The sequence below is a fragment of the Nostoc sp. LEGE 12447 genome (assembly GCF_015206985.1).
Lineage (GTDB): Bacteria > Cyanobacteriota > Cyanobacteriia > Cyanobacteriales > Nostocaceae > Nostoc.
This window is the reverse complement of sequence record NZ_JADEXT010000018.1, coordinates 1-22691: the sequence shown is the minus strand read 5'-3', so window position 1 is coordinate 22691 and position 22691 is coordinate 1. Positions and strand designations below refer to the sequence as shown.

Sequence of the window (22691 nt, the reverse complement as noted above, 5' to 3'; positions counted from 1 at the left end):
TGACTAATGACTAATGACTAATGACTAATGACCAATGACTAATGAAAAACCAGATTGGATACGATTGCACAAAGCCTTGGCAATAGAAGCCGAACGGGGCTTTACAGACTTGGTGGGCAGAGAATATCGCTTCAGTGAATTTTTAAGCCTGACTTTGGGCAAATTCCCAACAGGCTTACTCCAAACTGAACGCCGCCGTTGGCAAGGACTAGCAGTGCAATTTGCTAGTTATCCACATCTAGCACTGGAAGAAAGACAACATTTAGTAGCAGAAACTCGTAGGTATCTATCACAACTACAGCAAGATGAGCAGGGGGAAGACGGGAAGCAGGGGAGAATTAATAAATTAAAAATTCCAAATACGAATCCGAAATCTCCAATTGTTAGTGAGGTGAGTCGGAGGCTTGCACCGAAAATTGACCAAAAACTCAGTGATTTACCAGAAATAGGTTTCAAAAAAGCTGATAATTTGGCACGGCTTGGTTTACACACCGTCCGCGACTTGCTTTTCTATTATCCTCGTGACCACATTGATTATGCGCGTCAGGTAAATATCCGCGAGTTACAGGCCGGTGAGACGGTGACAATAGTGGCTACAGTCAAGCGTTGTAACTGCTTTAGTAGCCCTAAAAATCAGAAATTATCAATTTTAGAACTGGTCGTAAAAGATAATAGCGGTCAACTCAAAATTGGTCGTTTTTACGCAGGTACACGCTTTAGTAGTCGCGCCTGGCAAGAAAGTTTAAAACGTCGTTATCCAGTGGGTAGTATTTTAGCCGCGTGTGGGTTGGTGAAAGAAAGTAAATACGGTTTGACGCTTGATAATCCAGAACTAGAGGTTTTGGCAAATCCAGGAGATTCGATTGAGTCGCTAAATATTGGGCGAGTAGTGCCAATTTATGGATTGACTGAAGGCGTAGTGGCGAATACAGTCCGACAGGCGGTAATTACTGCTTTACCTGCTGCGGCTAACCTGAAAGACCCTTTACCAAGTGGTTTGCGGCAGAAATATGGTTTGATGGAATTGAAAGATGCGATCGCTAATATCCATTTTCCCAGCGATAGCGCCGCCCTGCAAGTTGCCCGTCGTCGCCTAGTCTTTGATGAATTTTTCTACCTACAACTTGGGTTACTACAACGTCAGCAGCAAGCAAGAGCGATTCAAACTAGCGCCATCCTTGTCCCACGAGGTCAACTTGTAGAGAAATTTCACGAAATACTACCTTTTAAACTCACTGGCGCACAACAACGAGTCCTTAACGACATCCTCAACGACTTACAAAAACCTGTACCCATGAATCGTTTGGTGCAAGGCGATGTCGGTTCTGGTAAAACAGTTGTCGCCGTGCTAGCTATCCTCGCAGCAATTCAATCTGGCTACCAAGCGGCGTTAATGGCTCCCACAGAAGTTTTGGCAGAACAACATTATCGCAAGTTAGTTAGTTGGTTTAACCTCCTACATTTACCAGTAGAATTACTTACAGGTTCCACCAAAACTGCTAAACGAAGACAAATACATTCTCAGTTAGGAACTGGTGAATTACCTCTGTTAGTGGGAACTCATGCCTTAATACAAGACTCTGTAAACTTCCAGCAACTGGGGTTAGTGGTGATAGATGAACAGCATCGTTTTGGGGTAGAACAACGGGCGCGTTTGCAACAAAAAGGTGAACAACCCCATGTGTTAACTATGACAGCTACCCCGATTCCTCGAACCTTGGCACTGACGATACACGGGGATTTAGATGTCAGCCAAATTGATGAGTTACCACCAGGACGGCAAAAGATTCAGACAACAGTATTGTCGGGTCAGCAACGCAACCATGCTTACGACCTAATCCGGCGAGAAATTGCTCAAGGTAGACAAGTTTATGTGGTTTTGCCCTTGGTGGAGGAATCAGAAAAACTGGATTTGCGATCGGCTGTTGATGAGCATCAAAAGTTACAAGAAAGTATTTTTCCCGATTTTCAAGTGGGATTACTGCACGGTCGTATGAGTTCAGCCGAAAAGGACGAATCTATTACCAAATTCCGTGATAACCAAACGCAGGTTTTGGTTTCTACTACCGTTGTCGAGGTTGGTGTAGACGTACCTAACGCTACAGTAATGCTCATTGAAAATGCGGAGCGATTTGGCTTATCGCAACTGCACCAATTGCGAGGGCGTGTAGGTCGTGGTGCGGCTCAATCTTACTGTCTGTTGATGAGCAGTTCCAGAAGTCCTGATGCTCAACAACGGTTGAAGGTGTTAGAACAATCTCAGGATGGCTTTTTCATCTCCGAAATGGATATGCGTTTTCGTGGCCCAGGGCAAGTACTGGGAACTCGTCAATCGGGAGTGCCAGATTTTACCTTAGCAAGTTTGGTTGAAGATGAAGAAGTTTTACTTTTAGCGCGGCAAGCAGCGGAGAAAATAATAGAGATGGATGTTACTCTAGAGCGCTGGTATTTGATGAAAGAAGAGTTGAAGTATCGATATGAGCGGTTGATGGGTGGAGCGATTTTGACGTAATTTGACCTGATAAAATACCAATCTCATAGCTATTTAATCACGATGCTTGCTGCATTTCGGCATAGGCTTCATAGACACCCTTCACGTTGTACCAGTTGAGAAAAATTCGAGCAATTTCTAAAGCTAATTGCGGTTTGCCTAAATTAATTAGCCATTGCAAAAACGGAGCCATTGTCCGTTCATTAAGTGCGCCATTGAGGGACAAAAGTCCCCAAAGTAAGCGATGTAGCCAAGTCATTTGAATCATCATTCGCACTTCCCATGTGGGATGCTTCTGATAAAATAAAACTCCCATCCGTCCGCGTTGAATTTCTTGGTCAATCAATCGGGGAATTTGCTCTAAGTTAAATGCTGGATGCCAGTGATATCCTACGGCTTCTGGACATTTAATTAGTGTCAAACCTAGTTTTTTCAGCCGCACACCCAATTCTAAATCTTCCCAGCCATAGAGTTGAAAGCCGGTATCAAAAAGCCCCGCTTTCTCTAACCAATGTTTAGGAATTGCTACATTTCCCGTAGCAAAAAAAGCCGCTGAAAAATCTGTAACTTTGTAGGGTTCAGCCGTTGGGTTATTGAAATTACAAGTATTAATAACTGCACCGTAAGTAAAAAAGCGATCGCTCCCCAATTTCTCTTTTCCCTGCACTAGGGCGTTCCCATGAGCTTGCAAGAAATTATTCAGCACTACTAAATCACTATCAATAAAGATAATTGTGTCTCCCAGCGCCTCTTTTACTCCCAAATTCCGAGCCGCAGCTGGGCCAGCATGATCTTGCTGAAACCATCGCACATGGCGAAACTCTTCTTTGTGTTCTGCCAACCACTCCAATGTGCCATCAGTAGAACCATCATCCACCAAGACAATTTCGTAATCAGTAACCGAAGTTGGCTGGTTTAACTCTTGCACCTCCAAGGCGCGGAGGCACTTTTCTAAGATCGGTTGGCGATTATAAGTCGGTATCACAACGCTGAAAAACACAGTCTCACCCACAACATTATTTATCCATCTCCAGAATAGGACAGATGAGGCGCTGACACTGTTCCTTAGCTGATTCTGGTTAAGAAAATGTCAAAGGAAATAATTTTTATAGGTATTCCCCGACCATCTCTAATTGGTATCCGCCCGAAAATTCTCAAAGTAAGTTTATTTAACAAGGCAGAATTCATTCTGACTTCTGACTTCTGACTCCTGAATTCTGTTTGATAAATCTCCATTAATCAACATATAACCTGATGTTAATTTTTGGTCATTAGATTATATGACAAACTTAAAACTTTTTGTCTAGTTATGTAACCTAAATAGCAAACAACCTTTTGTTAATAACAGGTTACTTACTGTTCAAAATCTGTGGCATTTCACGTAAATAATTGATGGCTTTTTCTGCCAGTAATCAAGATTTGCCTCTACTAAATTTTTTATGTCACAACAGAGGAGAGTTTGATGTCTAAATTAAGTCGCAGACAAATTTTAATATTTTTTGCTGGCAGTGCTGGTGCTGCTGTATTGGGAGACACAATTCTAGATGGTGTTTCTAAAATTGCAGGAGCAAATAACAGACGACTAAGCTTTACACCAGTGCGCTTACCCCATCCCTTACCGATTTATAGACAGCAAAAAAGTTTTTTGCCAACGGCAATTGGTCAAGGACAGGTAATTAATCCATCTGCAAATGCGAAGTTAAATAGCTACAACGTAGTTGATGATGTGGTAGTGCCACCAGAGTATGAACGTTATGTAATTATCAGCTGGGGCGATCGCGTCTTTCCTAACCCTGAAGATTATTTCGGTTACAACAACGATTATACGGGTTTTATTCCTCTCGGCAGAACCAACGATGTAGGCTATTTGTGGGTCAATCACGAATACGTGAGTTTTCCTTTTTCTGATCTAGCACCAGAAGCTCCTGCTGATGTTAAAGGATTGCCTACTACCTTTGAATCAGTAATTGGCTGGGCTTTACCTTCCACTAGAAATATTGAATTTGACGGCGAAGCACTATATAACTTAGGCGGCTCAATCGTCCGCATCTCCCGACGTAATTCCAGTAACCGCTATGCTGTGGTTAAAGGTGATGCGAGGAATCGCCGCCTTCATGGTCTTTCTGGGTTAGGAATTAATAGCCAAAGGAGTGATGAATATAAAAATGTCACTTTTTGGGGAAGTCGTAGCTACCAAAAAGGCGATCAAAACTATCTCATCGCAACTGGCCCAGCTGCAACCCAAGTATTTAACCTCTCCTCCGATGGATTGGGTAACAAAATTATTGGCACTGGCTATAACTGCTCTGGCGGTACAACTCCTTGGGGAACTATTTTAAGTGCTGAAGAAAATTTTCAAGGCAGTGTAGGATCTTTTGTTGGTGTCACAGAACCAGTTACCCCTAATGGTACTCAAACAGGTTACATCGATGGCACTACTGGTAAGACCTTCGGTTTAGTTGGTGAAAAATACGGTTGGATTGTCGAAATTGATCCCGTTAATCCGAATTTCCGCCCTCGCAAACATACTTCGTTGGGTCGTTTCCGCCATGAAAACGTTGCCATCCGTGCTGAAGCTAAGAAACCATTAATTGCCTATATGGGTGATGACAGACGCGGGGGACACACCTGGAAATTTGTCAGTGCAGGTATTATTTCTTCCCCAACCAGCAAAGCCAACAGCAGTTTGTGGGAAAGTGGTACGTTGTATGTCGCCCGTTACAATCCAAATGGTACGGGTCAATGGATACCGTTACGTTTAACTACTCCCAGCAATCCCATTCCGCCATCGGTAATTTCTTCTGTAGAATTTGCTGCTTTGGGTTCGGCTCAAAGAAATGGTCTTTTACCCCTACCAAAACGCAATGGTATTGCAGGTCAAACTACAGATGGTGGTTCCCTCGCAGTCGATCGCACCAATGAAGCTGATAGACTACCTGATTATCAAGGTAAGAAGCTATCTGACTTCTACACTTCCCAGGGTGCTATTCTCGTTGATGCTTTCTTAGCAGCGAATTTGGCTGGCGGAACTCCCACAGCACGTCCAGAAGATATAGAAGTGCATCCGGCTACCAAAGAAGTCTTCATTGCTTATACTGATGGTGCGCCGGGAAGCGACGGTTATCCAGATTCACGCATTTTCCAAGTTGCCAAGTTGAGTACAAATGTCAACGCAACGCAACAATCAGGGGGATTGTACAAGCTTATTGAAGATAGTGCCGATGGTACTGGTCTAACCTTCCGTTGGCAGAGATTTGCTCAGGGTGGAGAAGCCGGATCAATTTCTGGTGCTGGTTTTGCTAATGTAGATAACCTAGTGTTCGACAATAAAGCAAATGTTTGGGGTGTGACAGATATGTCTACCACCACTCACAATGGCTTTAATGTTGGTGCTGCCGGTACTGTAACTACCATCGACCACACAGCCAGTGGTAATGTTTCTAACTTCACAGGAGTTTTCGGTAATAACTGGCTATTCTACATTCCTACTACTGGTGCTAATGCGGGAGAGGTAATACCCTTTGCTCATGGCCCAGTGCGTTGTGAGATGACCGGGCCAACTTTTGTGGGAGATACGCTTATTATTTCCGTCCAGCATCCTGGCGAAGATAGCCCAATTAACGATGGTACGATTTTGAGTCGTGATATTGAATTACTGGATTTGAGTGGTGTTACATTCAATCAGGCTCGGATAGTGCCTCGTGGTAGTAGTTGGCCAAGTAACATCCCAACTGCTGACGGTGGTAAAGGTCAACCTAGAAGCTTTCCTAAACCATCTGTAATTGGCATCAAACGTAAGAATCATACTGGTAATTTTACTTAGTATTACGAATGTAGAGACGTTATTTATAATGTCTCTACATTGATTTCCAAGGTAGCGCTACTAATTCACTCCAGATAGTTTTTTCTTGCGTTTCATCCCCAACGCCATAGCTCCTGCGATCGCTATACCAATAATAGTCATCGGTTCTGGTACGGGTGTACTCTTAGAGTAGCTTACTGTACCCACCTCTGTTGTAGACAATAAGTCAGCACTCAAAATACTATAAAATTTTGTTCCTTCTGTATTTGGATTACCTGGATCATTCCCAATGAAAAACTGATCTTCAACTAAATAGCTCAGTCCTGACAGGTTGCCATCTGTAAAGCTGACTACAGGAGATAATGGGTAATCAAAATCACTTGCCTCTGTATATTGAGTACCCAAGTAGTCAAACGTAACATATAATCCATTGCTAACACCTAGGGTTTCCTCACCTATGCCGGTTAAGGTCGAGTCATCATATTGAAAAGAGCCGAAATATTGACCGAGATTATCGCCAGATGTCGCATTCACGGTGAAACCATAATTAACCAAGGCAGCTTGCGTCGGTTTAGCAATAGTAGCAACCGAGATAGCAACAGCAAAAGTAGCAATGCTAATATCTTTAGCTAATTTCATCAGACAATGCTCCGAAGCTAAAAAATGATTAATTCTGTAATTTCACTTAAATAAACTTTCAACCTATGTATATAGGTTAAGAAATAATAAACAAAAGATGATCGTGGTTAAATCTTCAAGTTTGTCAGCTATATATAAAAGTTGTGTAAACTTATTCCATATTTACAGTAGGCTATGTTGATATTTGAAGCTGATTATCAACATTTCTTGAAAAGAAAAAATATTTTCCATTAATCTCATTAAAAATATTGAGACGTTCAAAACTGGCTTAAAAATATTTACATACAAGCGATCGCTTTATAAGTAAACTTCCACGAGAGTGAACCGTAATTATGACTCCTAACTTCTAAATCCTTCTATAGGTTGTTGCATGAATAAAATATACCTGGGTTAGTTCAGATATAATAATGACTCATTCTTTGTTGTCCTAAGTGGAGAAATTAATGGGTCGCGCCAAAAAGGTTGTCCTGGCATATTCTGGTGGAGTGGATACTTCCGTTTGCATCCCTTACCTCAAACAGGAGTGGGGTGTGGAAGAGGTGATTACCCTAGCAGCAGATTTAGGTCAGGGAGATGAATTAGAGCCAATTCGAGAAAAAGCTCTGAAATCAGGTGCAAGTGAATCACTCGTGGCGGATGTCAAAGACAGCTTCGTTAAAGATTACGCTTTTGGAGCGATTCAAGCCAACGCACTTTATGAAAATCGTTATCCTCTAGGAACTGCTCTTGCCCGTCCACTGATCGCTAAGATATTAGTAGAAACGGCTGAAAAATATGGTGCTGATGCGATCGCTCACGGTTGCACCGGCAAAGGTAACGATCAGGTTCGTTTTGATGTCTCTGTAACCGCGCTGAACCCCAATCTGAAAATCCTCGCACCAGCCAGAGAATGGGGTATGAGCCGTGAGGAAACCATCGCTTATGGTGAGAAGTTTGGTATCCCCTCACCAGTCAAAAAATCTTCTCCCTACAGCATTGACAAAAATTTGCTCGGTCGTAGCATTGAAGCTGGTTTACTCGAAGATCCGTCATTTGAGCCACCAGAAGAAATTTATGAGATGACCAAAGCGATCGCTGACACTCCTAACGAGCCAGAGTACATCGAAATTGGTTTCCACGGTGGTATTCCCACAACCATCAACGGCATAGCTAAACAGCCAGTTGAGCTAATTGAAGAACTCAATCAGCTTGTAGGAAATCACGCCGTTGGACGGATAGATATGATTGAAAACCGTCTGGTTGGCATCAAATCGCGGGAAATCTACGAATCACCCGCGATGTTAGTGCTAATCCAGGCACATCGGGATTTAGAAAGCTTGACATTGACGGCAGATGTCACTCATTACAAGCGTGGCATTGAAGAAACTTATAGCCAAATCGTCTACAACGGTTTGTGGTATAGTCCACTCAAAGTTGCACTAGATGCCTTTATTCAAAAGACACAAGAGCGAGTCTCTGGCACTGTGCGAGTAAAGCTATTCAAGGGTAACTCCACGATAGTTGGGCGTTCGAGCGATAATTCCCTCTATACTCCTGATTTGGCAACCTATGGAGCCGATGACCAGTTTGACCATAAAGCTGCTGAAGGTTTTATCTATGTTTGGGGACTACCAACTCGCATTTGGTCACGGCAAATAAAAAGTTAGGAGTCAATTCAATTTTAGATTTTGGATTGAAGGAGAAATCTAAAATCGGCAGAGTTAGGAGTTAAAATGCAAAATACAAAAGTAAAAATTCAAAAAATAACTTTTTACTTTACTCCTAACTCCTCACTTTTTACTCTTCACTACTAGCTTCTTTAACTTGGCGAGACTCTAGCCACAGGGGTACAACAATTAAGGCAGTGATGATTAGTAAAGCTGCGATCGCAAATTGACCTACCCAAGCAACCAATTGTTCTAAAGAGACAATTTTGCCAGCAAAAAAAGCTAATGTCACCATCAAACTAGCCCAAGCAACTGCTCCTAACAAATTGTATAAAAAGAATTTTCCAAAAGGCATTTCGGCTATACCAGCTAATGGTGCCGCAAAAACTCGCAATAATGCTAAAAAACGTCCGAAAAATACAGCTTTAGCAGAATTTTGACTAAATTGATCTTTAATAGTCAGCAACCGTACTTCAGAAATCCGAAATATGCTACCAACTTTTACCAGAAAAGGCCAACCGCTAACTCTACCAATCCAATAGCCACAAGTGCCGCCAATTACCGCACCCATAATTGCGTCACCGAGAACCAGCCAGTAATTTAGTTCATCGCTGCCAGCTAAAAACCCGCCCACAAGGGTCACGGTTTCACCAGGAAGGGGAATGCCTAAATTTTCTAGCAAAATTCCCAAAAAAATTGCCCAATACCCGTAATTATGGGCCAATTCCTGGATATTTTCTAGTGAAATCAGCTCTAAAGACATTCCGCACCGCCGTCTTTACAAATTTTTACTTTTACTATATCTTTGCTTGTTTTTGGGCGGGGTGTCAATCAAACCGCTACATTGACTTATTCGGTCATTAGTTTAATTCTGAGTAATCCATAGTTCATACTCCTATGGAAACTATTAATTTTTGAGTATTAACTGTATAAATCTTAGCATTTCCTAGCACAAGTTAATTTTATTTAAAAATAAATAAAAAGAAATTACAAAAAATTTATATATCTCTGGTTAAATTATAAAAATTTCGTAAAAGATACGATTGATACCGAAATTATGAAGTCCTTATGCCTATATTTATGAAAGTTATCACAAATTATACGACATGAATACTGAAATAATTACTTTCAATTGCAAGGCTGCAATCCCCTAAATATCTAGGGAAAACAGTCATTTTGCCTTTGAAAGAGAAGAGGTATTTATGTCATTTTTCGATTTTTAGTCAAGTGTTCAATTACCCTGTTGAATTTATGATTCTCACACAAGAACTTCAAGTTATTTTGTTTAAACCCCAAGGAAGCATAGATTTAGAAGGCGGAAAGGCTTTGAGTGAACAGATGGCTGGAGTAGTGCCTCAAGCTCATCAACTCTGGGTTATTGACTTAGCAAAAGTTAATTTCATGGACAGTTCTGGGTTAGTTCCTTTAGTCAAAGGGTTGAAAGCTGCACGTCAGAGCGGTTGCCGTTTAGTTCTATGCAACGTGCAAACTCCTGTACGGCTAATTTTGGAACTTACCCAGCTAGATACAGTGTTTGAAATTTTTCCCACTTACGAAGACATTTTTACTGGCGAAGATATTTAGTCTGGTGCTAGCAGGCTTAGATAATAAATCTACCTTTAGATGGATGGTAGAGTCAATCAATATTTGCATTTTTTCACATTTCCCCAAATATTCTCACTCGTCAAAGATAACAGTCTGGTGCTAGCAGGCTGATTTTTTATATTATCTAGATAATGAAATGTTAAGGAAAACTCATGGCTTTGATCTAGGTGGTCTTAACGACATAGAAAAGCGGAAAATTACCAAAATCAGTCAAAGAAAATGCAAAGAATTGCATTCTCCCTAGCACCATTAAATTACTCGAAGCTAATTGCTCTAAATCCGACGCAACTAACGCAAGGAAGCAAGAGGTAAGAAAGGTTAGAATATTAGCCTTTGCGTTATTTCTAACTCTATAGTGATTTTTACCTTAAATGTATTACTTGGATGTCTCCAAGATGCTTTGCTATGACAATTTCTTACCTCTTCGATTCCACCATAATGGTAACTTTAGGCATTCTGGGGAGTTGAAAGATTAGTTTGTTCCGACGCTGGGCGGGGAAAATTTGGCAAATCAATTCCACTGTGACTAGCATTGCGAGTTTTGAGTGCTAAACGGTAACTCACACTTTGCAGTTCTGCTTGCAGTTTGCGATTTTCTCGTTGTAGCATTGCTACTTTTTCTCTCACTGGTGTCATCCGCTCCTCAAACTTTCGACGGTAAATTTGAGGCAACTCTTGTACTACTTGCTCTAACATCCGAGTGCGATCTGTAAGTTCTTGGACTGACTGTCGCAATTGATAAATTTCGGAGTCACGAGTTGTAATTTGCTCTTGGTAGAACGCCACCTGCTGCTCAACAGCTTGGAGTTGTTCTTGTAATGCCTGTAACTGGCTCAGATCGCGCTCAAGATCCGGCTGCTGGGGCATAAAACTAGTATTACCCTTTACTAGCCGGAAGAGTTCTTGAGATAGTTGTTGCACTAATTGATCGCGGAGTTGCAGCTCTTGGCGTAGCTGCGAAACTTCCGTAGAGAGAACTTGAATATTTGGTGTATCAGATTGGCTCACAGTAGCTTACAGCTCCCATTCAGAATCTTGTCCACTCTTAGGTATAACTGCGGGAGTACTACCTTTGGCAAGTATTTGTTAATTTAGCATTCCCAATTAAGTTACGAAAAAAGAAGAAGACAAAATTTTACTGAATGGAAATTGGGAATTGGGGAAAGATTTACTAAAACAGCTTTTCTGCTCCCCGCCCTATACTCCCTGCTCCTTAGACGGTTGCAGCTACTTTAGTGGGCTTTTCCTTTTCCTCTTTAGGGGGTTTTTCCTCTGCGATATCCTGCTTAATTGTCAAATAGCGAATCACTTCTTCACTCAAGCGCATAGCGCGTTCAAAAGGAGCGATCGCAGTTGCAGGCGCAGTGTAGTTTAACTGGATATAGATCCCATCGCGGTGTTTTTTGATTTCATAAGCTAGACGACGCTTACCACGATTTTGAATTTGGATATCCTCAGCGCCTTGGTCACGAAGCAAATTCTGATATTTAGTAATTGCTTGCTCTGCCTGTTCGTCTCCTAGGTCGGGACGGAGGATGTACATTGTTTCGTAATTTGTAGTCATATTTTCCAGTTTCCTTATGGACAAAAAAGGTTGCTGACATCAATTTATACTTGATTTAAATTTAAAATACTAGTATTAATCAACATCGGAAGCAACAAGGAACTATAATCTTACCAGTTTTCAATTTGAATCATTAGCCAAATCGCCGAAGTTTGTATATTTTGGATGTCCCTAATGAAAACTAGGTCGTAAGGCTACCTCCAGAGCCTCTCACTGACCAGCAAGGGGAGTGAGGACAACGTATCTTTCTCTAAGGACATCTATAGCGGCTTTCAGGCTCAACGCTAAATTGGTTTGCTAAAAAGCTAACTGAGAATTACTCCCGCTCAAAGTTTCTAATCGCAGATAAAAGGATATTCATCAAGGTTATGGCACAGCGCTACGTGCGAATTCAAAATCAAGAAGGACAGATTTACTATGGGATACTACAACTATCCCTCAATGTGCAGGTGCTAGATGCTCCGCCCTGGTTACAAGGACAACCAACTGATTTAATTTTGACACCAGAAAATTATCAAATTCTGGCTCCTTGCGCTCCCTCAAAAATTGTGGCGGTGGGTAAGAATTATGCAGAACATGCAGCCGAAATGGGAACTCCAGTACCTTCTGAACCACTAATTTTTCTCAAGCCACCCACGACTATCATTCCATCTGAGAGAGAAATTAAGTACCCTCCCCAGTCACAAAGAGTTGACTACGAAGGAGAGTTAGCATTAGTGATTGGCGATTACGCTTTTGAATGTACACCAGAGGTAGCCCAAACAAAAATTTGGGGCTACACCATCGCCAATGACGTAACAGCGCGGGATTTACAAAAACTGGATGCTCAATGGACGCGAGCTAAAGGTTTTGATACTTTCTGTCCTTTGGGCCCTTGGATTGTGCGGGAGCTAAATCCAGGAGCGAGATTGCAGACTTTTGTGAATGACGATGTTAACCCAGTTCAATCTGCCTGTATCGATCAGATGGTATTTTCCCCTGATGTTTTAGTTTCCTACATTAGCCAGGTGATGACGCTACTACCTGGTGATTTGATACTTACAGGTACACCAGAGGGTGTAAATCAATTACACCCAGGCGATCGCGTCCGCGTCGAAATTGAAGGTATTGGTCGCCTGGAAAATACCATAGTGGCTCGTTAAGACTAGCGTACTTGCATGTACACTGCATCGGAAATCGCTGGGATTTCTGCATAACGCCCGCTTACAGACTGGATTACTGAATATGCAACTGCTCCCACTATGCCGATAAAAATGGTTGTGGATAGAGTTTGGATTGCAAAACCACCAACGGGAACTAGTCCCACAACATCAGTGAGGATGTTAAACAAAAAGATAATGATGTCCAAAAGGATTGCTTGCATGGTGTTGAAACGAATAAAGTGACTAATTTTTTCGTTTCTGACTACTAGTAAAAATAAAGCAAAGAAAATAATCATTCCTGCATAACGCACGCCGTAGTAAATTCTCAACAATGGCAGAAGCGGCAGAAACAGTAGTTGTAGCGGTGGAAAATCTGATAGCAAATATCTACCAAATACAAAAACCTCAATCAGAGGAAGCAAATAAGGCAAACAAGCAAAAATTCTATCTGAAACCGTTGTAGACCCGCGCCAAGACATTATGCGTTCTCCTGTGGTTAAATTTATATAGTTACTTGAGCTTAGGATAACGCAGTTACTTGGTCTTGCTGGTAAATTAAACTATTCTATATGGGCAATGCGAAAGCCCATCATGCACTCATACTGGTCTGGCTGCTGTTGAGTAAGTTTGCGAATGGCTTGACCACAGCGTAGTTCACCTCCACGCCAACGGGGTTGACCGCTCCTGTCAGCGAGTAAACAAGACTGGCAAACTTGCTCAGGGGCAAGGATTTGCTCGTCCATCAAAATGACTAGCATCGAATCCCTCCTGTAAATCCTTATTGTCACCTACATTTCACTCAGGTGAGGATACTTCTTTGAACCGCTTCAGGTAAGTTGGGCGCGTGCTACGCGATTAACTGTGGATTTGCGATGACGCTTTGCATCTGCCAGAGGCGATCGCAAATCACATTTAAGAGCCACATCCTACCTTCCTTTTTGTAGCAAAAAAGTGGAAAACCACAATTCAAGAACAATTGTCAAGTGAATCTTAATTTTTATTGTATGTTGTGTCTATTGCAAATTTGACATTTATAGTAAAAAATGATACAAAAATATTCCTATTAATTTGATCATAGACAGCCAACGGTGTCCATTGTATTCCTGTTAATTTAGCCGTGGAGAGTGCCAAAGTTAATATTCAGGAAACAACAAAAGCTTTACACACAAGCAACACGGCGATCCATTGAATTTTCCGGTAAAACGGAGTTAACTAGATAGCTATTTAAGGGGTACATTTACAAAATACTGGGGTAAACTTGCAAGCAAGTTAATACACAATATTACTCAGAGGCTCGTCGGTCTGGGCATCACTCACAATGGAACACTGGCAATTTCTGATACAGAAACAAGGCGCTCGCTCGTGGCATATCCTAGAATCGCCAAATTTAGAAATTTTGGAAGGGCAGTATAGAGTTTTGGCTCGTTCTAGCCTCTCGAATACAGACGTGGAAGTGCGGGTAACTCACTCTTCAACTCAGGAAGTTCAACCAACGCGGCGAATTTTCAAGCGATCGCGTCGCACTAATTCAGAAGGCTTAATGGCGGTAATTCCCTTTACTTACTTTGATGCGGGAGTTTGGGAGTTGCGCTGTAACGGCGATTTGATGTCGGATTTACTCGGTAAATCTTGGCAATACAGTGTCCAAATTAAAGTATTGTCCGAGGAAGAAGAGGCAGAGCAAAGGAAAAATCTAGAGTCAAATTTACTTAATCAGGCTGATACTGTTTCTGAAAACTTGGATACTGCCCCGGAAGAACCTGCAATTACTTTAGATGAAGCGATCGCAGTTTCGGCAGAATTGGCTACCACAGTTGTTCCAGATGAAGAGAACTTGGATGCAGCCCCAGAAGAACCTGTAATTACTTTAGATGAAGCGATCGCAGTTTCGGCAGAATTGGCTACCACAGTTGTTCCAGATGAAGAGAATTTGGATGCAGTTCCAGAAGAACATGCAATTACTTTAGATGAAGCGATCGCAGTTTCGGCAGAACTGGAAATTGCTACAGATAGCAACTCTGCTACCACAGTTGTTCCAGATAAAGAGAACTTGGATGCAGCCCCAGAAGAACCTGTAATTACTTTAGATGAAGCGATCGCAGTTTCGGCAGAATTGGCTACCACAGTTGTTCCAGATGAAGCGGAAAAAGATATAGTTATCGATGATCCTGTGAGTCCTGTATGGCTCAAAGGTGAGACGGCAGAGCAAATTTTACAAAATTTAATAGATTTAGCTTTACCCGATTCTGAACTGCTTCTGAATGATGAAGAGGTTACAGATTCGCCAGCAGCAGAACCACCATTATTGTTAACTTTAGATCGAGATAGTTATATTGCTCGTTGGGGACAAGCTCTTACAATCAATGGGCGCATAGAACTTAAAGACAAGACAAATTTAGAGCAGGGTGAAACATTATCTCCAAAAAGCTTGCAGGCACTTGAACTAGGAATTGAACTGCGATCGCCCCTAGAGTCGGAAATCTTGACTCAGATACGACACTTACCAGACCAGGAGTTACCCTTCACCATCAATACCTCAATTGATATTCCTGCTGACTTTGAATCGAAGTTAATTTTGGCAGATATCAGTTTGTATGGTCGATACGCCGATGTTGATGAAATTATAAGGTTAGCCAGCCAGTCCTTCACAATTACAGCAGATGTAACAGAATTACTGGCAATAACAGCCGCAGCAAAACCTAGTACATCCTTAAATGACCCTATAGCCCCATCGGACTCGCCTGATGCTTCCACAGAGCCAGAGACCGCCGTGAGGATCGATTTAAAACTATTCAATCTGGTCAAGATTTCAAAAACAGATCAGTCCCAAATACTCAATCCATCTCCAAATACAGCCCTACCGCCGCCAATTAACCTGCAAGTTCTGCGAGAAACCACTCTGCGGAAATCTAAAAGTTCAGGCAATTCGCCTCAATTACCGAAATTGCCGCCTCTTCAAATCGATGCTAACCCTCACACAGATGTTATTGCAGAATTCCCTACACAAGAGGAACTTCTAGAAAAGGATACAACTATAGCTGCTATCAACTTGGAGCAGCTAGTTATCAAGCAACGTCGAATGTCAATCCTCGATACAACTTTTCCATACTTGAGACGGGTACAAGCTTTGCCAGGTGATGCAGAAGAAGAAGTAAAAAATAATGTCCCTCCAGATACATTGGAAGGTGAAGCGGCTGAAGAATTGCCACAATTAGACGCAATTGTCGCTGAGGATGAAAATATACCGGAATTAGTGCTACATGATGCACAATTTCAGGAAGAATCTGTTGCTGAGATAGAAACCCAGCCAAATGCACAATTTCAGGAAGCATCTGTTGCTGAGATAGAAACCCAGCCAAATGCACAATTCCAGGAAGAATCTGTTGCTGAGGTAGAAGCCCAGCCGAATTCACAATTCATTACAACAGGCAATCTGTACTCATCTCCCTTACTGAGGAAGTGGATGCAGAGCCAAGGATACTCTTTGCCTGAATCCATCAATGAACTGGAATCTCAAAACTACGATCGCAATGTTCCAGGCCAGCAGACTCAGCTTTTTCTGAGTGCTGGAACTCCCGATGTTGATGTCGATTTGCCATTAAGCCTGGATGATGCCACAGGGACGTGGGAAGAAGGCCAAGAGTCGGTTTTTGATCTTGAGAACTTAGGGGAAGATGCAGACACAGCAAATGAAGCTGATCTAGAGACAGTGGAAGATCCGGTGGTAGAAAAAGTATCTGAACCAACACTTTCAATGGCTCTGGTAAGACAACTACCGCCTCCCCCTCCTCCGATAAAAGTAAATATAGCGTCAGCTTGGTTGGCGCAAGAAATCGTTGTAGATGATACAGATAGTGAACTAGAAGCCGATACAACGAATAATTACTTGTTAGAAGAAGATAAGCAACCATTGTTAGGTTTATCCCCTTCTCTATCCATAAGTGCGGGAGCCATTGAGCCTTTGCCAATTCCGCAACTGTATCTACCAGAAGGCGAACTAATCGCCGACAAGTTGATCATAGTGCGCGTAGTACTGCCTGAAGTACCTCCCCAAGTAGTTGTGAAGTTATGGGTTGAAGATTATCAAACTCGCTGGTTACTAGATGGGCCCCATTTATTGACAAATTTACTACCTAGTGTATTGGGAGGCTTGGAAGTAATGACACAATTAAAGATTCCTTTTGGCTGTTTAGAAATTCGCATAGAAGCGATCGCACTTGATTTGACAACCCAACAAGAGAGCCATAAAGTCACAACAGTAAGGACTGTAATTCCTCCAGACTTGCCAAACTTGCAGCTAGATGAACTACTGGGTATGTAACTCAGGGATGAAGGGAAATTGGGGATTGGGCAAAACAGTTCCGTTAGCGGATAGCTAAGGTTTAGCCCGTGACGAGTGACGAGTGACGAGTGACGAGTGACGAGTGACGAGTTAAGAGTTACGAATTCTCCCTCTGCCTCCCCTGCCCTCTGCCCCCCTTGTCTCCCAAGATGGGCTGTGTTAAAAATCTTTAGAATTTCAAAAATCTGGCAGAATTTGCAGTAAGCTCATTTTGAATTGTAGTGTTATTTAGCAGGAACTTTTACTATGGCAGCTTCCTTTTTGCCTTCTATCTTCGTTCCCATCATTGGTTGGGTTTTGCCAGCTATAACCTTCGCATTTCTGTTTTTATACATTGAAAGCGACGATATCAGCTGATTTAGTCATGAGTCATTAGTCATTAGTCATTTGCGAAAAACAAATGACAAAGGATAAAGGACAAATGACTATTGACCAAAATTAATACCGCCTATCTCATAGAGACAGGCGGTTTTTTTAAGGTTGATTTCTCAACAAATGCTAGAAAATCCTAACTTATAGTGTTCGGTTCAAACTAACTAATGTTAAATCGAAGAACCGAGTCCGGCGTAGGCACCATAAAAGAAAATGCCCAAGACTGTAATTATACCTAAACCTGCGATCGTAGCGACGACCCACAGGGGAATTCTCCCACTTCCAGACACAGCTTCTCTCCTCCCTTAACAACAAATCAACACACGCTCAACAAACAAAGATTAAAAAGAGTAGTTCCAGTTAGTTAAAGAAGTAACTGGAAAACAGAATCCCCAGAACGAAAACTAGTAGTAGTCCCAGGTATAGCGAAGTCCGGTTTAGTTCAACCGGCTGATTATTGGGATTGGGCGATCTTTCTACCATAATTGCTCCTAACGGTGAATAAATTGCATTGCGGCGATCGCGCCTAAAAAGAATACAGTTGGTACACCTAAAGTGTGTACTGCCAGCCATCTAACGGTAAAAATTGGATAGGTAACTGGTTGATTGATGTTATTGCCGCTAGTCATGATCTCAAACTACTTTCCAATAAATTGTTCAACTTGTTTTTTAGCTTCAAAACGGTTCTTCACAATTGGCACTTCTTGCCGCGCTGGTGTGAAATACTCATTGGGGCGAGGTGTGCCAAAAGCATCATAGGCCAGCCCTGTGCTGACAAATAGCCAACCAGCAATAAACAATGCTGGGATGGTGATGCTGTGAATTACCCAGTAACGAACGCTAGTAATGATGTCCGAAAACGGACGTTCTCCAGTGGTACCTGACATTTAGATCCCTACCTTATACATAGAGTGTTATTGAGTTTATTATCCTACAAAGTTAAGAAAGAGTTACAAGTTGCAAAGTTCTTCTCAGAAATAGGTATTGGGGATTGGGGATTGGGGATTGGGAAAACTCTTACCTAGTCCCTAGTTCCTAGTCCCTAGTCCCCATTAAGCCGCTTCTTGAGAAGTTGTTTCAGGGTTCGGGAGATATTTGAGCAAAACGCCGCGATCGCCAATTATAAATCCCCGTTCTGGCTCTAAGAACACAATCTTATACAAATTAGCGGCAACTTCTTCGACCTCACGGTCTTTTTCCCAGGTTTTGCCACCGTCGCCACTCCGAAGCAAATTACCGCTACCGCCACCTATCCAAATTTCATCAGGTGTACGATATGCCAAATCCAGTAAACCCCAACTAGTGGCTAACTCTGGATATTTTGCCTCTTGCCATTCTTCAGGTTTAGTTGGGTCACTAAACTGAATTTGACCTCCTCTAGCCAGCAACCACAATTGCCCATTGTTGGCAAAACCCATATTTTCTACCCGCCGAGAACTGTTGCGGTTATGAGGTACCCAAGCATCTTGTCCTGGTTCCCAAGTCGAGTAGAAGCTACCCTTGGCAGAAACGGCAACATATTTACCATCAGCAGAACGTTCCAAGTTACGCACTACACCGACGGCTGATTCCACCTGGGCTTTCCAGTTTTTGCCGCCGTCTGTAGTTTTATATATGGCTCCCACATCAGTAGCCATTTCAGCTGTATTGTCTGCTAATGCCTTAACTGCGATCGGGCTACCTGGTAGCTTTTCGCTCAGGGGAATACGTGACCAAGAAGCACCTTCATCCGTAGTATGCAGCAACAGTCCAGGCTCTCCAGCAATCCAGCCTTCTTTACCTGTAAAACTTACTGAATCAAAACGATACTTTTGCTCATCCAGTTGCAGTGTTATTGGTTTCCAGGTATTACCACCGTCATTGGTTTCCAATAGGGTGGCATTGCTACCTACTAAGTAGCCATGCTCAGGGTTATTAGTAAAAGCAATATCCAGTAGATTCGAGTCTGTTGGCACAGAAATGACTTTCCAGGGGTTGTAGCTAACAGAAGGAACTTTGCTACAACCGATGCACATGATGACTACTATTAACAAGGCAGCTATTCGTTGCCAACCTTTCACAATTGAATGCATTAGTATTTCTTAAGTTGTTTCTAAATTTCTGTAGGTGTTCTCTAAAAGGTTTACCTTATACCAGTTTCGGATTTTGGATTTTAGACTTGGAATTAAAAAGCTTTCCAAAAATCCCAAAAAATCTTAGCCCAATATGGTATTGAGGGTCATCGCCGCTCTACGGAACTGGTAAAACGACACAATTATGTGATTTTAATTACACAATAACTCCCTGTTTCCCAAATAACGGCTGTCATTGTAAGCCGTAGAGACTGATAAAAAACAAGAAGCCAAGGGCCAAAGCGCCAAAAATTAAGATATTCTTTTGGGTTGGCGTTAGGTTATTGACACCCAAACCGTAACCGAGATTTTCTTTGAAACCGGATGCAGTACCCGCAGGGCCAATGTTGGCAAAAGCGGTTTTCTTGGCACTACAAACTGGACAGCGCCAATTTATAGGCAGTTCTGCAAAGAGTATCCCTGAAGGAATATCATGCTTGTCGTCTCCCTTTTCAGGTTCGTAAACATAACCGCAGGCGCGACACTCGTAGCGGTCTAACACCGGAGTCTCAACAGCTGGTTCGCTCATGGCTAGGGCCTCGCAGAGGAGAATTCTTAAATATACGTTAAAAATTATGACATAATTGTTAGGCTTTTCTATCACTATCAAAAGCTAATTAAATAGTTGAAGTGTATCTGTTTCCCAGATTTCAGAAAAACCAAACAGATATAATGTAAAAGAAAGTAACGTAATTGAAGGGATTGGGGACTAGGGATTGGGAATTGGGAATTATAAAGTCAATAATTTTGTATTAGGGATAAGGGATTGTAAATTCAGAAGGATTTACCAGTCTCCAATCCCCAGTTCCCAGTCCTCAGTCCCCAGCCCCCAGTCACTACTTAAAATACTCCATAAGCGGTAGATACTCATTGTGTTTGTCCTCAGCGGTTACGAGTACCTTCTAGGCTTCTTCATAATCTGTAGCCTAGTACCTGCCTTAGCGCTCTCAGCTTCCAAGCTCCTACGACCTAGTGGTTACGCCCCAGAACGTCGCACTACTTATGAATCTGGTATGGAACCCATCGGGGGAGCCTGGATTCAGTTCAACATCCGTTACTACATGTTTGCTCTAGTCTTCGTCGTCTTTGATGTGGAGACTGTATTCTTGTATCCTTGGGCAGTAGCTTTCCACCGTTTGGGGCTATTGGCTTTTATTGAAGCGCTAGTCTTTATTGCAATTCTTGTAGTCGCTTTAGTTTACGCATGGCGTAAAGGAGCTTTGGAATGGTCTTGAATTCTAATTTAACAACTCAGGACAAACAGCGAATCATCAACCCCATTGAGCGTACCAATGTCACTCAAGACCTTTCAGAAAACGTCATTTTGACGACGGTTGATGACCTCTACGACTGGGCGCGGCTTTCTAGTCTGTGGCCGTTGCTGTTTGGTACTGCTTGCTGCTTTATTGAGTTTGCAGCTTTAATTGGTTCCCGATTTGACTTTGACCGTTTTGGGCTAATTCCCCGTTCTAGCCCCCGCCAAGCCGATTTAATTATTACGGCAGGGACTATCACGATGAAGATGGCTCCCCAACTGGTGCGTCTTTATGAACAAATGCCAGAGCCGAAGTATGTAATTGCGATGGGAGCTTGTACAATTACTGGCGGGATGTTCAGTGTTGATTCCCCCACAGCAGTGCGCGGAGTCGATAAACTGATTCCTGTAGATGTATACTTGCCTGGTTGTCCTCCCCGTCCAGAAGCAATTATCGACGCAATCATTAAGCTGCGGAAGAAAATCTCCAATGAGTCGATTCAAGAGCGGGATAAAATTAAGCAAACTCACCGCTACTACAGCACGACTCATAACCTGAAGCCAGTGGAAGAAATTTTAACTGGTAAGTATTTGCAGTCAGATACTCGCTCTGCACCACCAAAGGAATTGGCGGAAGCGATTGGTATGCCAATACCACCTGCACTACTGACAGCAAAGGCACAAAAGGAGGAACAAACCCGTGGCTGAAGAAGAATCTAAACCAGTACCATCAGAAAAAGAAGAGGCATTGGTACAAGCGGGTAAAGTTTCCCAGTGGTTGACGGAAAATGGCTTTGACCATGAGTTTTTAGCACCAGATAAGAATGGTGTAGAGATAATTAAGGTGCCGGCAGATTTCTTGCTTCCCACCGCTACAGCCCTTTATGCTTATGGGTTTAATTATCTCCAGTGTCAAGGTGGTATAGACCTTGGACCAGGACAAGAATTGGTGAGTATGTATCACTTGATTAAAGTCGGTGATAATAGCGATCGCCCCGAAGAAGTTCGAGTTAAGGTGTTCTTACCACGGGAAAATCCTGTAGTGCCTTCTGTGTACTGGATTTGGAAGACCGCAGATTGGCAAGAGCGCGAGTCTTACGATATGTACGGCATTATCTACGAAGGACACCCAAATCTCAAGCGGATTTTGATGCCGGAAGATTGGGTGGGTTGGCCTTTGCGGAAGGATTACATCTCGCCTGATTTCTACGAGTTGCAAGATGCTTATTAGAGATTGCTGAATTTCAGTAGTGATTAACCCCTTTCCGGTGGCGGAGAGGGGTTATGTTTTTGGTGTTTTTATATAAAGTTGGTTGACACAACTTGCTGTAATCCAGTGTTTAAAAACTTTACACAGAGGATTTTGTTTACTCAAATATTGATGAGTTGAAATTTGACTATACTTTCATATTTTTGATAAGTGTAGGCGGTTTATTAGTTGAATACAGGTAAGTGGTGAGTTAAGTTTTAATACGCCAAATTTGGACGTTGTAAATGTAAGTATGATTGCGTAAGCTTTTCAGTAGCTCAAAATTTTGTGCTTGTAATAAACTCATTTAACACTTTTTTTATTACGACCTGATGTGAAGTAATTCGTAGCGACTGTCTTGAATGTCAAGTGCGATCGTTAACAAAAAACTGGAACTGTGAACATTGACGCAACTGGGGAACGCTGCGCTAGATTCGGTGGTGGCTGGTACGGGCATTGAGATTTTACATAGG

General features: G+C 42.3%; 23 protein-coding genes. 10 read left to right on the top strand and 13 right to left on the bottom strand.

The annotated features are described in order from the left end of the window. Positions 1 to 34 precede the first annotated feature (34 nt). Positions 35 to 2512 (top strand): ATP-dependent DNA helicase RecG, encoded by a 2478-nt coding sequence (recG, locus tag IQ274_RS18885; protein ID WP_194143092.1) that lies wholly within the window; start codon positions 35 to 37, stop codon positions 2510 to 2512. A gap of 37 nt (positions 2513 to 2549) precedes the next feature. On the opposite strand, the gene IQ274_RS18880 is transcribed toward recG, so the two are convergent. Beyond that, positions 2550 to 3503, bottom strand: coding sequence for a glycosyltransferase family 2 protein (locus tag IQ274_RS18880; RefSeq protein ID WP_194143091.1), 954 nt, complete (start codon positions 3501 to 3503; stop codon positions 2550 to 2552). A gap of 450 nt (positions 3504 to 3953) precedes the next feature. Here IQ274_RS18880 and IQ274_RS18875 point away from each other — a divergent pair, with 450 nt between their 5' ends. Then, on the top strand, positions 3954 to 6314 hold the full coding sequence (locus IQ274_RS18875) for a PhoX family protein (protein WP_194143090.1): 2361 nt from the start codon (positions 3954 to 3956) through the stop codon (positions 6312 to 6314). 60 nt (positions 6315 to 6374) lie between these two features. On the opposite strand, the gene IQ274_RS18870 is transcribed toward IQ274_RS18875, so the two are convergent. Beyond that, positions 6375 to 6932 (bottom strand): PEP-CTERM sorting domain-containing protein, encoded by a 558-nt coding sequence (locus IQ274_RS18870; RefSeq protein ID WP_194143089.1) that lies wholly within the window; start codon positions 6930 to 6932, stop codon positions 6375 to 6377. Positions 6933 to 7375: 443 nt separating this feature from the next. Between IQ274_RS18870 and IQ274_RS18865 the strand changes: the two genes are divergently transcribed. Beyond that, positions 7376 to 8578 (top strand): argininosuccinate synthase, encoded by a 1203-nt coding sequence (locus tag IQ274_RS18865; protein ID WP_114080385.1) that lies wholly within the window; start codon positions 7376 to 7378, stop codon positions 8576 to 8578. 130 nt (positions 8579 to 8708) lie between these two features. Here the strand turns inward: IQ274_RS18865 and IQ274_RS18860 are convergent, their stop codons facing one another. Next, positions 8709 to 9341: a DedA family protein gene (locus tag IQ274_RS18860; protein ID WP_163928483.1), complete on the bottom strand. Its 633-nt coding sequence runs from the start codon at positions 9339 to 9341 to the stop codon at positions 8709 to 8711. 488 nt (positions 9342 to 9829) lie between these two features. Between IQ274_RS18860 and IQ274_RS18855 the strand changes: the two genes are divergently transcribed. Continuing rightward, entirely contained in the window at positions 9830 to 10162 is a 333-nt protein-coding gene (locus tag IQ274_RS18855; RefSeq protein ID WP_114080387.1) for an STAS domain-containing protein, read from the top strand. A 468-nt stretch (positions 10163 to 10630) separates the two neighbouring features. Here the strand turns inward: IQ274_RS18855 and IQ274_RS18850 are convergent, their stop codons facing one another. After that, a complete protein-coding gene (locus tag IQ274_RS18850) occupies positions 10631 to 11191 on the bottom strand; it encodes an Npun_F5560 family protein (RefSeq protein ID WP_114080388.1) in 561 nt (186 codons plus the stop codon). A 205-nt stretch (positions 11192 to 11396) separates the two neighbouring features. Further along, positions 11397 to 11747, bottom strand: coding sequence for a 30S ribosomal protein S6 (gene rpsF, locus IQ274_RS18845; RefSeq protein WP_012411808.1), 351 nt, complete (start codon positions 11745 to 11747; stop codon positions 11397 to 11399). Positions 11748 to 12115: 368 nt separating this feature from the next. Here rpsF and IQ274_RS18840 point away from each other — a divergent pair, with 368 nt between their 5' ends. Next, complete coding sequence (locus IQ274_RS18840; protein WP_163928484.1) at positions 12116 to 12889, top strand: fumarylacetoacetate hydrolase family protein; 774 nt, start codon at positions 12116 to 12118, stop codon at positions 12887 to 12889. Between the two features lie 2 nt (positions 12890 to 12891). On the opposite strand, the gene IQ274_RS18835 is transcribed toward IQ274_RS18840, so the two are convergent. Both IQ274_RS18835 and IQ274_RS18830 read right to left on the bottom strand, forming a co-directional pair. After that, positions 12892 to 13368 (bottom strand): Tic20 family protein, encoded by a 477-nt coding sequence (locus IQ274_RS18835; RefSeq protein WP_012411806.1) that lies wholly within the window; start codon positions 13366 to 13368, stop codon positions 12892 to 12894. An 81-nt stretch (positions 13369 to 13449) separates the two neighbouring features. Next, a complete protein-coding gene (locus IQ274_RS18830) occupies positions 13450 to 13647 on the bottom strand; it encodes a hypothetical protein (protein WP_041565682.1) in 198 nt (65 codons plus the stop codon). Positions 13648 to 14207: 560 nt separating this feature from the next. Between IQ274_RS18830 and IQ274_RS36610 the strand changes: the two genes are divergently transcribed. Beyond that, the gene (locus IQ274_RS36610; protein WP_228058251.1) at positions 14208 to 17210 is read left to right on the top strand and encodes a hypothetical protein; all 3003 of its coding nucleotides are present in this window, start codon (positions 14208 to 14210) and stop codon (positions 17208 to 17210) included. 267 nt (positions 17211 to 17477) lie between these two features. Further along, positions 17478 to 17588 carry a photosystem I reaction center subunit VIII gene (locus IQ274_RS18820; RefSeq protein WP_084227157.1) on the top strand — a complete coding sequence of 37 codons (111 nt, stop codon included), beginning with the start codon at positions 17478 to 17480 and terminating at the stop codon, positions 17586 to 17588. A 185-nt stretch (positions 17589 to 17773) separates the two neighbouring features. On the opposite strand, the gene IQ274_RS18815 is transcribed toward IQ274_RS18820, so the two are convergent. The 6 genes from IQ274_RS18815 to IQ274_RS18790 all read right to left on the bottom strand — a co-directional run bounded on the left by IQ274_RS18815 (position 17774) and on the right by IQ274_RS18790 (position 20243). Then, complete coding sequence (locus IQ274_RS18815; RefSeq protein WP_012411803.1) at positions 17774 to 17893, bottom strand: photosystem II reaction center protein J; 120 nt, start codon at positions 17891 to 17893, stop codon at positions 17774 to 17776. A 70-nt stretch (positions 17894 to 17963) separates the two neighbouring features. After that, on the bottom strand, positions 17964 to 18086 hold the full coding sequence (locus IQ274_RS18810; protein WP_012411802.1) for a photosystem II reaction center protein L: 123 nt from the start codon (positions 18084 to 18086) through the stop codon (positions 17964 to 17966). Between the two features lie 8 nt (positions 18087 to 18094). Next, the gene (psbF, locus tag IQ274_RS18805) at positions 18095 to 18232 is read right to left on the bottom strand and encodes a cytochrome b559 subunit beta (RefSeq protein WP_012411801.1); all 138 of its coding nucleotides are present in this window, start codon (positions 18230 to 18232) and stop codon (positions 18095 to 18097) included. Positions 18233 to 18241: 9 nt separating this feature from the next. Then, positions 18242 to 18490 carry a cytochrome b559 subunit alpha gene (psbE, locus tag IQ274_RS18800; RefSeq protein WP_012411800.1) on the bottom strand — a complete coding sequence of 83 codons (249 nt, stop codon included), beginning with the start codon at positions 18488 to 18490 and terminating at the stop codon, positions 18242 to 18244. Positions 18491 to 18655: 165 nt separating this feature from the next. After that, the gene (locus IQ274_RS18795) at positions 18656 to 19675 is read right to left on the bottom strand and encodes a photosynthesis system II assembly factor Ycf48 (RefSeq protein WP_163928485.1); all 1020 of its coding nucleotides are present in this window, start codon (positions 19673 to 19675) and stop codon (positions 18656 to 18658) included. A 232-nt stretch (positions 19676 to 19907) separates the two neighbouring features. After that, a complete protein-coding gene (locus IQ274_RS18790) occupies positions 19908 to 20243 on the bottom strand; it encodes a rubredoxin (RefSeq protein ID WP_114080394.1) in 336 nt (111 codons plus the stop codon). A gap of 343 nt (positions 20244 to 20586) precedes the next feature. Between IQ274_RS18790 and ndhC the strand changes: the two genes are divergently transcribed. From ndhC to IQ274_RS18775, 3 genes are read left to right on the top strand one after another with little or no spacing between them, the layout of a single operon-like run. Beyond that, positions 20587 to 20949, top strand: coding sequence for a photosynthetic/respiratory NAD(P)H-quinone oxidoreductase subunit C (gene ndhC / locus IQ274_RS18785; protein WP_012411797.1), 363 nt, complete (start codon positions 20587 to 20589; stop codon positions 20947 to 20949). Then, positions 20940 to 21677: a photosynthetic/respiratory NAD(P)H-quinone oxidoreductase subunit K gene (gene ndhK / locus IQ274_RS18780; protein WP_163928486.1), complete on the top strand. Its 738-nt coding sequence runs from the start codon at positions 20940 to 20942 to the stop codon at positions 21675 to 21677. Before ndhC ends, ndhK begins: the two co-directional genes overlap by 10 nt. Further along, positions 21670 to 22200, top strand: a complete 531-nt coding sequence (locus IQ274_RS18775) for an NAD(P)H-quinone oxidoreductase subunit J (RefSeq protein ID WP_194143088.1) — start codon at positions 21670 to 21672, stop codon at positions 22198 to 22200. The genes ndhK and IQ274_RS18775 overlap by 8 nt, the downstream gene beginning before the upstream one ends. The last annotated feature ends 491 nt before the right edge of the window (positions 22201 to 22691 follow it).